Origin of the sequence: Pseudomonas sp. Pseu.R1, assembly GCF_045764065.1 — a bacterium.
Classification (GTDB): domain Bacteria; phylum Pseudomonadota; class Gammaproteobacteria; order Pseudomonadales; family Pseudomonadaceae; genus Aquipseudomonas.
In genome coordinates this window covers 5,357,147-5,372,430 of record NZ_JBJGEE020000001.1, presented here as the reverse complement: position 1 = coordinate 5,372,430, position 15,284 = coordinate 5,357,147, and the positions used below count along the sequence as shown (strand labels likewise).

At 61.0% G+C, this 15,284-nt stretch carries 14 protein-coding genes; all 14 read right to left on the bottom strand.

What is annotated here, in order from left to right; genetic code table 11:
• Nucleotides 1-8: 8 nt before the first annotated feature.
• Nucleotides 9-518: a flagellar basal body-associated protein FliL gene (gene fliL / locus ACI5GA_RS24475; protein ID WP_404632937.1), complete on the bottom strand. Its 510-nt coding sequence runs from the start codon at nt 516-518 to the stop codon at nt 9-11.
• Between the two features lie 163 nt (nt 519-681).
• On the bottom strand, nt 682-2,121 hold the full coding sequence (locus ACI5GA_RS24470) for a flagellar hook-length control protein FliK (protein WP_421424630.1): 1,440 nt from the start codon (nt 2,119-2,121) through the stop codon (nt 682-684).
• A 78-nt stretch (nt 2,122-2,199) separates the two neighbouring features.
• Nucleotides 2,200-2,589: an Hpt domain-containing protein gene (locus ACI5GA_RS24465; RefSeq protein WP_404632933.1), complete on the bottom strand. Its 390-nt coding sequence runs from the start codon at nt 2,587-2,589 to the stop codon at nt 2,200-2,202.
• A 33-nt stretch (nt 2,590-2,622) separates the two neighbouring features.
• Entirely contained in the window at nt 2,623-4,338 is a 1,716-nt protein-coding gene (locus tag ACI5GA_RS24460) for a SpoIIE family protein phosphatase (protein WP_404632931.1), read from the bottom strand.
• The gene (locus tag ACI5GA_RS24455; RefSeq protein ID WP_421424628.1) at nt 4,338-4,640 is read right to left on the bottom strand and encodes an STAS domain-containing protein; all 303 of its coding nucleotides are present in this window, start codon (nt 4,638-4,640) and stop codon (nt 4,338-4,340) included. Before ACI5GA_RS24455 ends, ACI5GA_RS24460 begins: the two co-directional genes overlap by 1 nt.
• A 353-nt stretch (nt 4,641-4,993) precedes the next feature.
• The gene (fliJ, locus tag ACI5GA_RS24450) at nt 4,994-5,443 is read right to left on the bottom strand and encodes a flagellar export protein FliJ (protein WP_404632927.1); all 450 of its coding nucleotides are present in this window, start codon (nt 5,441-5,443) and stop codon (nt 4,994-4,996) included.
• 6 nt (nt 5,444-5,449) lie between these two features.
• The gene (fliI, locus tag ACI5GA_RS24445) at nt 5,450-6,808 is read right to left on the bottom strand and encodes a flagellar protein export ATPase FliI (protein WP_421424627.1); all 1,359 of its coding nucleotides are present in this window, start codon (nt 6,806-6,808) and stop codon (nt 5,450-5,452) included.
• Complete coding sequence (gene fliH / locus ACI5GA_RS24440; RefSeq protein WP_404632923.1) at nt 6,798-7,613, bottom strand: flagellar assembly protein FliH; 816 nt, start codon at nt 7,611-7,613, stop codon at nt 6,798-6,800. The genes fliI and fliH overlap by 11 nt, the downstream gene beginning before the upstream one ends.
• Before the next feature lie 13 nt (nt 7,614-7,626).
• Nucleotides 7,627-8,643 carry a flagellar motor switch protein FliG gene (fliG, locus tag ACI5GA_RS24435; RefSeq protein WP_404632921.1) on the bottom strand — a complete coding sequence of 339 codons (1,017 nt, stop codon included), beginning with the start codon at nt 8,641-8,643 and terminating at the stop codon, nt 7,627-7,629.
• Nucleotides 8,636-10,414, bottom strand: coding sequence for a flagellar basal-body MS-ring/collar protein FliF (gene fliF / locus ACI5GA_RS24430; RefSeq protein WP_404632919.1), 1,779 nt, complete (start codon nt 10,412-10,414; stop codon nt 8,636-8,638). The genes fliG and fliF overlap by 8 nt, the downstream gene beginning before the upstream one ends.
• A gap of 14 nt (nt 10,415-10,428) precedes the next feature.
• Nucleotides 10,429-10,758: a flagellar hook-basal body complex protein FliE gene (fliE, locus tag ACI5GA_RS24425; protein WP_404632917.1), complete on the bottom strand. Its 330-nt coding sequence runs from the start codon at nt 10,756-10,758 to the stop codon at nt 10,429-10,431.
• Nucleotides 10,759-11,024: 266 nt separating this feature from the next.
• Entirely contained in the window at nt 11,025-12,452 is a 1,428-nt protein-coding gene (locus ACI5GA_RS24420) for a sigma-54-dependent transcriptional regulator (protein ID WP_421424625.1), read from the bottom strand.
• A complete protein-coding gene (locus tag ACI5GA_RS24415; RefSeq protein ID WP_421424623.1) occupies nt 12,449-13,657 on the bottom strand; it encodes a sensor histidine kinase in 1,209 nt (402 codons plus the stop codon). Before ACI5GA_RS24415 ends, ACI5GA_RS24420 begins: the two co-directional genes overlap by 4 nt.
• Nucleotides 13,658-13,796: 139 nt before the next feature.
• Nucleotides 13,797-15,272, bottom strand: coding sequence for a transcriptional regulator FleQ (gene fleQ, locus ACI5GA_RS24410; protein ID WP_421424621.1), 1,476 nt, complete (start codon nt 15,270-15,272; stop codon nt 13,797-13,799).
• Between the last annotated feature and the right edge of the window lie 12 nt (nt 15,273-15,284).

Genomic DNA, 15,284 nt, shown 5'->3' with positions numbered 1-15,284 from the left:
TCGTGGTCCTACTGCAGTACGTAGTTAGTGAAAAGAACCTGTTCGATGACGCTTTTGTTCAACTCTTTCTGGCCAACTTCCTGCACCACCGCAGCGGCCTTCTGGCGCAGCATTTCCATGCCGACCGGCGTTGCGATGGTGTCGAATGGCTGACCGGAGAACATCATCACCAGGTTGTTGCGAATGACCGGCATGTGCACTTTCAGCGCTTCCAGATCAGCGTGATCGCGGGCCAGCAGGGTAATGCTGACCTGCATGTAGCGCTGACGGCCGTTGACGTTGTAATTGACCACGAACGGCGGAGTCAGTGGCTCGAAGATCGCCTCTTTCTTGACGTTCGCAGCTTCCGCAGCCGCCACAGCCGGATCCGGCTTGCTTTCGGCCTTGTGCATGATGAACCAGGTCGCACCGACCGACAGACCGATGGCCAGCAACAGACCAACCACCACCAGGATGATGATCTTCAGTTTGCCTTTCTTCGCCGGGTCTTTAACTGCTGCGTCGTCGCTCTTCGCCATGCCAATAATCCGTCACTATCCAAAGGGTTCGGTGTTGCGTGACAGAGGGAGAGCAAGGTGTGTGCCAGAGTTGAAAACAGAAGGTGGGAGAGAGACTGTGGGAGCGAATTCATTCGCTCCCACAGGTGTTGCGGCGTGGCAGATCGATCCGCCACGCGATGAATCAAGCGTAGTAATCGACCGCGCTGGAACCCACGACGGTCAGCGGTGCGCTGGCCACGGCACTGGCAGCATCGATCGGGGCGCCGTCGGCGATCAGGTCGCTGCCGCTGGCATTGCCCGAACCGCTGGCGCCGTTACCGCGCTGGGCGTTGCCGCCGGACTGCTGTTGCGCCTGTTGCTGCATGTTGCGCGACTGATCGGACACGTTCACGTCCACCTGCCCCATGCCCTGCTGGGCAAAGGAGTCGCGCAGACGGGTCATCTGGCTTTCCAGCGCATCACGCACACCCACGTGGGCGCTCATGAAGGTGACCTGCGTCTGCTGGTCTGCCGCCATATTGACGCGAATGTCCAGACGGCCGAGTTCAGCCGGTTCCAGTTGAATATCCGCCTGTTTCAAGTTTTGACTGGACAGGTACATCACGCGGTTGACCACGCCTTCGGTCCAGCCACTCTGATTCATCGCCAACGGCTGATTGAGCAATGGCGATGGCGTCGCAGAACCCGGCTTGACCTGGGCCGCCTGAGACAATGCCGCCAGACGATCAGCGAAGTTGTCGACGCGCGTATCGCTGCTCGCCCCTTTGACGTCTTTCAGGCCGTCGGCCAGCAGACTGCCGAACGCCTTGTCACCGCCACTCTCGGTGGCGTTCTTGTCGACAGACTGATCGCCCAAGGCCGCCAGATTACCGGCCAGCATCTGCGCCGGATCGGCATTCGGATCCTGCTTGCCGGTGGTCTTGCTGGCGTCGGTCAGGTGTGCGGAGTTCTGCGCGGTCTGCTGGGTCTTGTTCTCCAGCGCGACCTGAACCGCCGTCAACCCTTCCAGTGGATCGGCCGACGGATCGAAAGTGTCATCGGAAGCATCGGTGGCAGTCGCCGCGGTCGGCGCTTGAACGGTCGGCGGTGGAATCACTTGCGCGGTACTGGCCAGCAGCGCCGCCGGATCCACCACAGGCTGCGGATCGACCACTGGCTGCACAGGTTCAGTGACCGGCGGCATGACCGCCAACGTCGGGTCCAACACCGAGTCCGTGACAGTGGCGTCGACAACCGTCGAATCGGTGGAAGCGTTCGACGCGTCTGAGGTGTCGTCGTCGGAATCGTCGTCGCTGTCGTTGTCGGCGCGGTTGTCGGTTTTGCTGTTCACCGTCTTGGCAGGCAAGCCATTGCCGTTACCGGCAACGGTCTTGTCGGAAGCGGCAGATGAGTGGCTGGCGCTGTCCTTGCGGTCTGCTGCCGGACTCTTGGCGCTGGACGGTTTGGCCGGGCTGTCATCGACACTGGACGGCTTGGGGCCGGCCTGTTTGGCAAACACGCTCGAAAAGCTGGAAGTGTTGTCCTTGACGGGGTCTGGCGCCTTTGCCGACGTGGCGGCGCTGGCTTTCTGGGCTTTGGCAGCGGTCAGAGCCGTCAATAAAGGGTTGTTGGCGAGGGCCATGTTGATCTCCGCAAGAGCACGATTGCACAGATGTCTAGCAAATGGCGGGCCAGCTTCTGAAAATCTGGCGATCGGCGCTCATCGACCGATGAGGCTGGTCTGCAATTCGACATCGAAAAAATCGCGCACCACCCGGTGCTCAACCTCGATGGCTTTGATCAATTGCTTGACTTGGGCATCAGTAGCAGTGACAGGCCCATGGGAAAGGTCTTCAAGCTGACGGCACAACTGCGCCAGATCGACGGCACCCATGTTGCTGCAACTGCCTTTGAAGCTGTGGGCCATCATGCCGACCTGCTCCATCTGGCTGGCCGATGCTGTCGAGAAGCCTGGTGCCAGGATCAGTTGGTTCAGATCCCTGACGCGCTTTTCGGAATCCTTGATGAACACCTCCAGCAGCGCCGGGTACTCACCCTCCATGACATCACGCAATGTGCCGAGAACGGCCAGATCCACATGATTTTCCAAGACTTGTTCGCTCCTTGATCAAGAATCGCGGGATTATGCCAGACCCTCCCAGACGAACTCCACAGAGGCCGTCCGACCATCCGTCGACCACTGACAGCGGTCGCTAAGCTCCCTGACCAGACTCAACCCACGCCCGGACAGCTGATTGACCGCAGGCGGCAGGGCCAGCACCTGCTCGACATTGAATCCGTTGCCACTGTCGTGCACCTGAACGATCAGCCGACCGCCACCCTGCGCCACCGGGATTATCTGGAAGTTAAACCGGATGAAACCGTCTTCCAGGTTATCCAGCCGCTCGCCGCGCTGCTGGTAGTACAGAGCAAAACCCGCCGCGTCCTGCTTGAGCGCCGAATCCAGCCCCAGCACACCATGCTCCAGCGCATTGCTGTACAGCTCAGCCATCACGGTGTACAGCTCGCCGCTTTGCTGACGCAGGCCGTGCACTTCCTGCAACAACTGCAACAGGTAGGGCAAAGGGTTGAAACGTTTGAGGGTCGATGCCCGGAATTCAAAACTCGCCGACCAGTCCAGCGGGCTGGAATCGCCACTGTCACTGTAAATGACCGATGGCGGGCCAAGAGATTCCGGCTCCGTGAAGCCCACTTCGACCATGCTCACGTCATCGCGCACTTGCCCGCGAAAGCGCGCCAGCGCCCACTGCACCTCTTCCATCAGCAGGTCGGGGTTGCGATTGGAGACGAACACGTTCTGTAAACGCCGCGCGCCGAACATCTCGCCGCTCTCGTCGGTGCTGTCCACCACCCCATCGGAGAGCAGGAACACCCGATCACCGGCTGCGAAGGGATAGACCTGCGTGTTGTCGTCAAAACTGCTGGCGCTCAGCACGCCCAACGGCAAGTGAGAGGACACCAGCGGCGTGTGCGGGCGACCATCGGCATGCAGCAGATAACCGTCGGGCAAACCGCCGTTCCAGACCTCGACCTGCTGCTGCTTGAAGTTCACGCAGATCAGCGCGGCGCAGCAGAACATGTCCACCGGCAGAATGCGTTTGAGCTTGGCGTTCATCTCGCGCAGGGTTTCTGGCAGCCCATAGCCCTTGGCGGTCATGCCGTAGAAGACTTCCGCCAATGGCATGGCGCCCACCGCCGCCGGAAGGCCATGGCCGGTGAAGTCGCCCAGCAGCAGGTGCATGTTGCCGGACGGCGCCCAGGCCGCCAGCAGCAGGTCGCCGTTGAACAGCGCATAAGGGGATTGCAAGTAGCGAATATTGGGAGCGCTCAAGCAACCGGAGTGGGCGATCTGATCGAACACTGCCTTGGCCACGCGCTGTTCGTTGAGCAGGTATTTGTGGTGCCGGGCAATCAGGTCGCGTTGCTGCAGAACGGTTTCCTGCAACAGCCGCAGGCGGTTCATGGCGTTGATCTTGGCCGCCAGCACCACCTGGTTGTAAGGCTTGGCCACGAAATCATCGCCCCCGGCGTCCAGACAACGGGCCAGCGCCTCGCCTTCGGTCAGCGATGTCAGGAAAATGATCGGGACCAGCGACTCCCCCGCCAACTCCTTGATTTGCCGTGCGGCCTCAAATCCGTCCATCACCGGCATCAGGGCGTCGAGCAGGATCAATTGCGGGCGGCTGCGCTCGAACACCGCAACGGCCTCGGCACCGTCGCAGGCATTCAGCACTTCATGGCCCTGGCGACTGATGATCGCCGACAGCAACATGCGGTCACTGGCATTGTCGTCGGCGATGAGGATCTTCAATCGCTCAGGCGGCGCAGATTCCACCATCAGCCGATATGGAAGAGTTTGGCGAAGTTGGAAATGGCAAGAATCTTGACCACGTCAGCGCTGCAGTTTTCCAACCGCACGTCGGCGCGGTCACCGCCGGCATGATCACGCAGCAACAGGAGCATGCCCAACGCCGAACTGTCGAGGTAATTGGTGTCTTTCAGGTCGACCACATAACGGGCGGCGCGGGTTTCTTTCTCGTAGGCCCCGCGAAAATCCTGATGCGTGGAAAAGTCGAAACGTCCCTTGATCTTGATGGTCAGTTGCTGCCCGTCGGGAGCACGCTCGGAGGTTACTGACATAGGCAAATCCCTTATATGAAACAGCGTCAGACGGGTGAAGTTTTAGCACTGCTTGTGCGGCGCGGCAAATGGAGATTGCGGTGAGCGGTCGGTGTCAGGCACAACGCAGAGCCTTTTGGGAGCCGGTTGGGCGGCCAAAGCGGTTGATCAGTGATAAATGAACTGACTGACAGGCCCATTCGCCAGCAAGCCGGCTCCCACAGATTCAGCGTCGAGCTGAAGATTTGGATTCGACGCGACTTTTGTGGGAGCCGACCTGGTGGCGAAAGCGGTATGTCGATGACTAGGTTCTCAACTGACCCAACGCGTTCACCGGCCCAGTGAGCTCTCACTGAAGATCACGACATCACCCACTAGAACGCCTCATGCCGCGGCAAGCGCTGGGACAGTTCATCCAGCAGCTTCTGCTCGCGCTTGTCTTCCAGCGCCCGGGCTTCGTCGATGTAGCGCTGCACCAGTTTGCGCAAGCCTTCCACCCGCGCGTAGGCCTTCTGCCATTCGCCGCGCGCCTTGTTGAGGTTGTTCTGGTGCCAGTTGAGGCTCTGCCGTTGCTGACTGACGGCAGTTTCGAGCTGATTGAGGAAGCGCTGATAGTTCATGAGCCACTGGCCGGACACCCCATGAGCGCCCTTGTTGATCCACTGCTGTTGATAGTCGGAACGAAATTTTTCCAGCTCGGCGAGCTTGCCTTCCGCCAGCCGGACCTGCCCCTGAAAATGCCCCAGACGCTGGACGGCGGCCTTTTCGGCCTTCTCGGCCATTTCCACCACCGGCGCCAGGCGGCCCGCGCGAGTCTGCGCCATGGCCTATCAGCCTCCGCCCTGGGGATTGAAGATCTTCGCCAACTGCTCCTCACTGCTCTGCATGCTTTCGTTGTCGTGCAACCCTTGACGCAGGTACTGAACGAGCTGCGGTTGCAGGTTGATGGCCAGGTCCGTCTCGCGATCACCACCGGCGACGTACGCGCCGACGCTGATCAAATCGCGACTCTGCTGGTAACGCGACCACAACTGCTTGAAGTACTGCGCCTGCACCATGTGCTGCGGATCGACCACCGACGGCATGACCCGGCTGATGGACGCTTCGATGTCGATGGCCGGGTAATGCCCTTCCTCAGCCAAACGTCGGGACAGCACGATGTGCCCGTCGAGCACGCCCCGCGCCGAGTCAGCAATCGGGTCTTGTTGGTCGTCGCCTTCGGACAGCACGGTGTAGAACGCAGTGATCGAACCCCCGCCCTTTTCCGCATTACCGGCACGCTCGACCAGCTTCGGCAACTTGGCGAACACCGAAGGCGGATAACCTTTGGTCGCGGGCGGCTCGCCGATGGCCAGCGCGATTTCCCGCTGAGCCTGGGCGAAACGTGTCAGCGAGTCCATCAGCAACAGGACGTTCTTGCCCTTGTCGCGGAAATATTCAGCGATGCGCGTGCAGTACATCGCTGCGCGCAGCCGCATCAGCGGCGCATCATCCGCCGGGGACGCGACCACCACCGAACGCTTGAGGCCTTCTTCGCCGAGAATGTGCTCGATGAATTCCTTCACCTCACGGCCCCGCTCGCCGATCAGCCCGACCACGATGATGTCGGCCTCGGTGAAGCGGGTCATCATGCCCAGTAGCACGGACTTACCCACACCAGTCCCTGCGAACAGGCCCAGGCGCTGACCGCGACCAACCGTCAACAACCCGTTGATGCAGCGAATGCCCACGTCCAGTGGCTGGCTGATCGGATCGCGCTTGAGGGGGTTGATGGTCGGGCCATCCAGCGGCACCCAGTCTTCGGCCTTCATGCCGCCCTTGCCGTCCAGCGGGCGACCGGCGCCATCCAGCACACGACCGAGCATGGTCATGCCCATCGGCAGGCGACCGGTGTCCGGCAGCGGCACCACCCGGGCGCCCGGCGCGATACCGGCGACGCTGCCCACGGGCATCAGAAAGACCTTGCCCCCGGCGAAGCCCATGACTTCGGCCTCGACTTCCACTGGGTGATGGTTGTCATCGTTGATCACCACACAGCGGCTGCCCATCGCCGCGCGCAAGCCTTCCGCTTCGAGGGTCAGGCCAACCATGCGCAGCAGACGCCCTTCTACCACCGGCTGAACCGGCAGACGAATGGCTTCAGCATAGGTGCTCAGGCGCTTGCCAAAGCTGGTGCGTTCAAGACGCATCGGAGGCGTCCGGGGTCTTGTTCAGCGCATCTTCAGCGCTCTTGATAGCCGCCTCCAGATCGACGCTGACGTCCGGCATGGCCGGGTGCAGCGCCTGCTCATGAAGCTGATCGAACATCTTGGCGATGGCGACGCTCAAGCGGGTTTCGACCGTTGCGTCGATACGGCTGTGTTCGGTCTCCACCCGACAACCGCCCGGTTGCAGCGTGTCGTCTTCAAGGATGCGCCAGTTTTCTTCATGGCGCTCACGCAGGGCTTTGACCTGAGCGAAATCCTGAGAGTTGACCAGAATCCGCACGTTGTTGGCGCCCATGGGCAGCAGACGTAATGCGTCTTGCAAGACCTTGCCGATCTGGCTGGAGTCGGTCTTCAGCTCACGCTGTATCACTTCCCGCGCCAGATGCTCGACCAACTGAACCACCGACTTTTCAATCTGCGCGTCCTGATCGGCAATCGGCTCGAACAGATGACTCATCAGGGTTTCCAGGCTTTGCAGCTTGGCGGCCAGCGCCACCTCGGCTTCCTGACGCACCTTCAACTGGGTGCTGTGAAAGCCCTCTTTCTCGCCGATGGCAAAGCCTTCGTTGTAGGCGTCCTGACGGATGCTCTCCAGCTCTTCCAGCGTCAGCGGCTGGACTTCCTCCAGCGGGACTTCTTCGCTTTCGGCAGGTTCCGGCTCTTCAATCTCGGGTTCAGGCTCAGGCTCCACATGAGGGTCGAAGCTGGGCAATGCCCAGACATCGATCCCTCGCAGATCCTTGGCCCGAATGAGCTCGCTGGGTGCTTCTTTATCGGAGCTGAACATCGACTACCTACTCTTAAATCATTTCCTCGCCACCCTTGCCGCCGAGAACGATCTCCCCGGCCTCCGCCATACGACGGGCAATGGTGAGGATCTCTTTCTGTGCAGCTTCCACGTCGCTGACGCGAACCGGGCCTTTGGCTTCCAGGTCGTCGCGCAGCAATTCGGCGGCCCGCTTGGACATGTTCTTGAAGATCTTTTCCTTGATCGCCTCGTCGGAGCCCTTGAGCGCCAGCACCAGCACGTCGGAAGAGACTTCGCGCAGCAACGCCTGAATGCCACGGTCGTCGACGTCTGCCAGGTTGTTGAAGACGAACATGAGGTCTTCGATCTGGGTCGACAGGTCTTCGTCCACCTCGCGGATGGAATCCATGAGCTGGCCTTCGACCGAACTGTCGAGGAAGTTCATGATGTCCGCCGCACGTTTGATACCGCCCAAGGTGGTACGCGAGGTGTTGGCGTTGCCCGAGAACTGCTTCTCAAGGATCTGGTTCAATTCTTTCAGGGCCGCAGGCTGCACGGTGTTCAACGACGAGACGCGCAGGATGATATCCAGACGCACCTTGTGGTCGAAATGGCCGAGCACTTCACCGGCCTGGTCAGCATCCAGATAAGCGACGACGATGGCCTGGATCTGCGGGTGCTCATAGCGAATGACGTCCGCAACAGCACGCGGTTCCATCCACTTCAGGCTGTCCAGACCACTGGTGTTGCCACCCAGCAGAATGCGGTCGATCAGGCCGTTGGCCTTGTCCTCGCCCAGCGCCTGGGTCAGCATCTTGCGGATGTAACCATCCGATCCGATGCCGACGCCGGTCTGATCGCCGACCAGATCGACGAATTCGCCCATCACCTGTTCGACCTGCTCGCGGTGCACATTGCGCATCTGCGCCATGGCCACACCGACACGCTGGACCTCTTTGGGACCCATGTGACGCAGAACCTGCGCGGCGTCCGTCTCACCCAGGGTGAGCAGCAGGATCGCGGCCTTGTCAACGCGGGTCAGTTTGACCGCTGCACGAGTCTCACTCATCTGTGTTGATCCACTCTTTTACGACCTGAGCCACACGAGCCGGGTCTTCAGCCACCAGGCTCTTGATTGCGTTGAGCTGCGCGTCATAACCCTCACTCGGGCTCGGCAGCAGGATGCTTTGCGGACCGCCCAGACTCACGCGGTCATTGGACAGCTCACCGTCCAGACCCACCATGCCGCCCAACTCGACGTCGCCGTCAGCATGCTTGCCTTTCGGGTTGGTGATGTTGTTCAGCACCGGACGCAGCACGCCGAACACCAGCACCAGGATGAAGATCACGCCCATCGCCTGTTTGACGATGTCCCAGAACCATGGTTGCGAGTAGAACGGAATGTCGGGAATCACTTCGCCACGGTCGGTGGAGAACGGCACGTTGATCACGCTCACGCTGTCGCCACGGGCGGCGTCGAAACCGACGGCGTCCTGCACCAGACGGGTGAAGCGCGCCAGTTGCTCGGCGGTCCACGGCACCGTCGTGGTTTCCCCGTTGGCCGGGTTGACCTTGACCTGATCGTCCACCACGACCGCCACCGACAAGCGATTGATCTTGCCCTGCTGCTGTTTGGTGTGGCTGATGGAACGGTCCAGTTCGAAGTTCTTGGTCGACTGGTTACGCTTGTCCGACGGGTACGGCGCGAGCATCGGCTGGCCGGTGGCCGGGTCCATGATCTGCTGACCGTTGGCGTCCAGCAGAGGCTGGCCGGGCGCGATCGGACCGGCAGCACCCGCTGCACCACCGCCCGTGGTTTGCGGCGCCGTGGCCGGACCTGGAGGCTGGTTGCTCAGTGCGCCCGGCACACCTTGCGGACCGCTGCTGCTGGAGCGCTGTTCGCTGGTGGTCTGCTCGCTGCGCAGTGCAGGCTGATCAGGGTTGAAGCTTTCTGCGGTGGATTCGACGGCGCTGAAGTCGACATCCGCCGACACTTCGGCCTTGTAGCGGTCGTTGCCCAGCACCGGTTGCAGGATGTTCTGCACACGCTGGGTCAGCATGCTTTCCATGCGACGGGTGTAGTCGAATTGCTTGCCCGCCATGGTCAGCTCGGAATTCTCCGCCTGATCGGACAGCAGGTTGCCCTTCTGGTCGACCACAGTGACCTGAGATTTGGTCAGCTCAGGAACGCTGGTCGCCACCAGATTGACGATGGCCATGACCTGACCCGGCTCAAGGCTACGACCGGCATACAGCTCAACCAGCACCGAGGCGCTGGGCTTGCGGTCATCGCGAACGAACACCGAGCTTTTCGGTATCGCCAGGTGCACGCGAGCAGCCTTGATGTTGTTCAACGCGGAAATGGTGCGCGCCAGTTCGCCTTCCAGACCACGGCGATAGCGGGTGGCCTCCATGAACTGACTGGTGCCCAGGCCCTGGTCCTTGTCCAGAATCTCGAAGCCGACGTTGCCGTCGTTCTGCGCGATCCCGGCACCGGCCAGTTTGATGCGGGCACGGGAGAGGTCTTCGGACTTGACCAGCAAGGCGCCGGAGTTCGGCTCGACGGTGTACGGAATGTCGGCCTGGGCCAACGTGTCCATGACCTGCTTGGTGTCCATGCCGGACAGGCTGCCATACAGCGGCTTGTAGTCCGGTTGTTGCGACCAAAGCACGACGGCAAAACCAATCGCCACGCTGGCGGCCAGACCGACCATGAGGCCGACCTGACGCAACATGGTCATCTCGGAGAGATTTTGCAGGAACGCCAGACCGAACATCGGCGGCTTGCTTCCTGTCGCACCCGCTTTGGCAGGTACGTTATCGGCGACGGCTTCAGCCATGACTTAAATCGTCCTCAAACCGGCATTTGCATGATGTCTTGGTACGCCTGAACCAGCTTGTTGCGTACCTGGGTCAGCGCCTGAAACGAAACGCTGGCTTTCTGCGAGGCAATCATCACGTCAGTGAGGTCCACGCCGCTCTTGCCCACTTCGAAGGCCGTTGCCAACTGATTGGACGCCTGCTGGGTGTCATTCACTTTATTGACGGCCATGCCGAGCATGTCGGAAAAGCTCGTCGCACCGGTCTGCTCAGGGGCATTGACGGCCTTGGGCATGGCCATCGCATCCATTTGCATGGAGCGCATGTCCAACATCAAGCGATTAAATTCAACACCTTGGCTCATGACTTCTCTCTCAAAAGGGCCGCAAATTTTTGACACCGATTCAGCGGTTACCCATGCAGTAGCAACAACGGTGCCAGACCAATGGCGGCACAGTGCCACCTTTTCATGAAAGTATTGGGAGGATTACAGAATGGATAGCTACACCCAAGAATTACGGAAACCTGTGGGAGCCGACTGGCTGGCGATAGCGCAGTGTCCGTCACTGATTCACGACTGATCCGACGCATTCGCCAGCAAGCCGGCTCCCACAGCGATCGGTGTTTCTTTCAAGAAGCAAACAGATACCCCTCGACATCCATCCCCGCATCCCGCATCTGCGCCAGCTTGTAGCGCAACGTACGCGGGCTGATACCCAGGCGTTCAGCGGCTTCCTTGCGGCGGCCGCGCTCGGCACGCAGGGTGTCGATGATCAACTGGAACTCTCGACGCCGCAGGTCCTCACCCAATGCCCCCGCCGATTCACCACCGGCCGCATCCGGCGACGGATCAATGACGCCCGGGGTTGTCGGCAGCATCGACGAAACCTGAAGGACCGGCGCCGGTGCAGGCACCGAGGCAAACGAAACAGGCCCGGCCAGACAGAAGTCTTCGGCCTGAATCACCCCGCCCTGTTGCAGAATCAGCGCCCGTTGAACCGCGTTATCCAGTTCACGCACATTGCCCGGCCAGCTGTAGCCCACCAGACACTTCTGTGCATCGGCAGACAGGCGCACCGGCGCATGCTTCATTTTATTGACGTGCTTGGCCAGCAGCCGCTCGGCCAACGGCAGAATATCGCCGGGACGCTGACGCAACGGATGCCAGGCCAGCGGGAACACCGACAGCCGATAGTACAAGTCTTCACGGAAGCGCCCCGCCGCCACTTCCCCCGCCAGATCACGGTTAGTGGTGGCCAGCACGCGAATATCCAGCTCGATGGGCTTGCGTGCCCCGACCCGCTCCACTTCTCGCTCTTGAAGCACGCGCAGCAACTTGGCCTGCAAGCCCATGGGCATCTCGGAAATCTCGTCCAGCAGGATGGTGCCGCCGTCAGCCTGTTCGAACTTGCCCGCCTGGGCTGCGATGGCGCCGGTGAACGAGCCTTTCTCGTGGCCGAACAACGTGGCTTCGAGCATGTTGTCCGGAATCGCTGCACAGTTGATCGCAATGAACGGCTTGCCCGCCCGTGGCGACTGCTGATGAATGAACCGCGCGAGCACTTCTTTACCCGTGCCCGACTCGCCGGAAATCAACACCGTCGATTCACTTTTCGCCACCCGGGCCGCCAGATTCAACAACTGCGCACTGGCAGGCTCGACCGCGACCGGCCCCTCCCCCTCGGCAGGCCCCAGGCGCCCCAATGCATGCTGGGCGACCAGCGCCAGCAACGCCTTGGGTTCGAATGGCTTGACCAGATAATCGGCGGCGCCTTGACGCATCGCTTCGACGGCCCGGTCCACCGAGCCGTGTGCGGTCATTAATAGAACCGGCAATTGCGGGTAACGGCTGCGCAATTGGGCCAGCAACTGATGCCCGTCCATGCCGGGCATATTGACGTCGCTGATCACCAGACTGAACGCGCTGTCGCCCGCCGCCACCAGCGCATCCTCAGCGCAGCCCACGGCCCGGTAATCATGCCCGGCCAATTCCAGGGTTTCGCCCAACGCTTCACGCAGGGAAGGGTCATCCTCGACCAGTAATACCTTGATCGTCATGAAAGGTTACCCGCGGTGCCGACGCCGGGAATCAGCGGTAAGGATACGATGGCGCAGGTGCCGCGGCCCGGACGCGAACGGAATTGCACCTGCCCCTGGTGAGCCCTGGCGACGGCCGTCACCACCGCCAGCCCCAGACCGGTGCCGGTGGTTTTGGTGGTAAAGAACGGCTCCCCCATCCGGGCCAGCGCAGCGGCGTCGATGCCACTGCCGTTGTCACTGATGCACAACCGCAGGGTGTCACCCCGGTTGTACGCATGAATTTTGACGCGAGCGGACGCCGAACTGGCCTGCACCGCGTTCTCGATCAGGTTGAGCAGCGCGCCGACCAGGGTATCGCGGTTGCACAGCAACTCGCCCTCGTTACTGTCGCATTGCCAACGCACGCCGACATCACGCACGTGGGTGTGGGCGGCGGATTCCAGCGCCTCGACCAACTCGCCCGGCGTGACCCGATCTGTCAGCGGCAACTCGCCTCTGGCGAATACCAGCATGTCACGGACCTGATGCTCCAGCTCGTGAAGGCGCTCTTTCAGGCGCCCGGCGAAACGCTGCTGGGTCTCGACGTTCAGCGCCTGCTCAGTCAAATGGCTGGCATAAATCATTGCCGCCGACAGTGGCGTGCGGATTTGATGCGCCAGCGAGGCGACCATGCGCCCCAAGGACGACAAGCGTTCGTGGCGCGCCAACTGGCTTTGCAAATGACGGGTTTCAGTCAGGTCGTTGAGCAGGACCAGTTGGCCCGGCTCGGCGTCCAGCGAGCGCGTCGAGATAGAAAGGCGACGCCCGTCCTTCAGGGAGATTTCGTGACCGTCATCTTCCCGTGGTGCGAAGCAACGCGCGATCACGTGACGCCAGAGCATGCCGATCAACGGTTCGCCCAGCAAATCGATGGCCGCGGGGTTCGCCTCGCGGACGATGCCTGTGCCATCGATCACGATCACACCGCCCGGCAGCAGGTCGAGCAGGTTTTGCAAACGGTTGGCCAGCCGTTCTTTCTCGGCCAGTTCCTGCATCCGCTGGGCGCTGACGACTGCCAATTCGCCCTTGAGCTCGGTGACCCGGGCTTCCAGCAGGCTGTAGGAATCGGTCAGTTGTGCCGACATCTGATTGAACAAGGCGAACGCCTGCTCCAACCCTTGTCGACTCTCTACTTCCGGGGACGGCTGCACTTGCGAACCCGCGGGTACAGGTTCGGAAGACATCTGAGCGGCCTGGGGCATAGTTGATCTCTCGCGTGGCGAACCGTCAGTAAACGGTATGTTGCGAGAGACTTAGCAATCCCCGTGCCGAAAAAAAACCGCTGAAAAATCAGCGGTTTCTTTTTTACGCGTCAAACGAGTGTCAGTCGTCGAGCTGATCGTCGCCCTCGCGGCGGCTCATCCCGTACTTGCGCATCTTCTCCACCAGCGTGGTACGACGGATGCGCAAACGTTCAGCCGCTCGCGCCACGATGCCGTTCGCATCGTCCAGTGCCTGCTGAATCAGGCCCTGCTCCAGACCACCCAGATAGTCCTTCAAATCCAGACCTTCCGGAGGTAGCATCGCGCCATTGGCGAAATTTGGCGTATGGCCGTTGATCGCCACACGCTCTTCCAGATCGCTGCGCAGACTGTCCACCAACTGCTCGTCTTCGTCATCGACGTAGCGGAATTTCTTCGGCAGTTCGGCGACACCGATCACACCATAGGGGTGCATGATCGCCATGCGCTCCACCAGGTTTGCCAGTTCGCGAACGTTGCCTGGCCAGCCGTGACGACACAGCGACATGATGGCGGCGGAATTGAAACGAATCGAGCCACGCTTCTCATGCTCCATGCGCGAAATCAGCTCGTTCATCAGCAGCGGGATGTCTTCCACCCGCTCACGCAACGGCGCCATTTCAATCGGGAACACGTTGAGGCGGTAGTACAGGTCTTCACGGAAGCCGCCGGTCTCGATCATGTCTTCGAGGTTCTTGTGGGTCGCCGCGATGATGCGTACGTCAACGCTCTGGGTCTTGTTGCTACCCACGCGCTCGAAGGTGCGCTCCTGTAACACGCGCAGCAGCTTGACCTGCATCGGCAGTGGCATGTCGCCGATTTCATCGAGGAACAGCGTGCCGCCGTTGGCCAGTTCGAAGCGCCCTGCCCGGCTGGTGATTGCCCCGGTGAAGGCACCTTTCTCGTGACCGAACAGTTCGCTTTCCAGGAGCTCGGCCGGAATGGCGCCACAGTTCACAGGCACGAACGGCGCATCGCGGCGTTTGGAATGGTAATGCAGGTTGCGCGCGACCACTTCCTTACCGGTGCCCGACTCACCCAGGATCAGCACGCTGGCGTCGGTATCGGCCACTTGCTGCATCATCTGGCGCACGTGCTGAATGGCACGGCTGGTGCCGACGAGGCTGCGGAACAGATTGGGTTCGCGTTGACGACCGCGCTCGCGGGCCTGGTCGTACATCTCGCGATAGACCTGGGCGCGGTGCAGGGAATCCAGCAGCTTGCTGTAGCTGGGCGGCATCTCGACGGTGGACAGCACGCGTCGGCGCAAGTCTTCGGCCAGCTCGGCAGAAGAATTTTCGCCCATCAGCAGGACGGGAAGGAACTCATCCCAGGCGGCGATGGTCTTAAGCAGCCCTTGAAGACTGCCCGGGGCATTGACGGTGCCAACCAGCACGCAAAGGACTTCTCGAGTGGATGCCAGAGACCCCACGACCTGCTGCCAGTCGGAGCTGGAGCAAGACAGGTTCTCATCGCCGAGAAAATTCAGAATCACCGCCATGTCACGGCGGCGTTGGCTATCGTCATCGATCAGCAGAATCTTGATTTCACGCCACATGCAATAGCAACT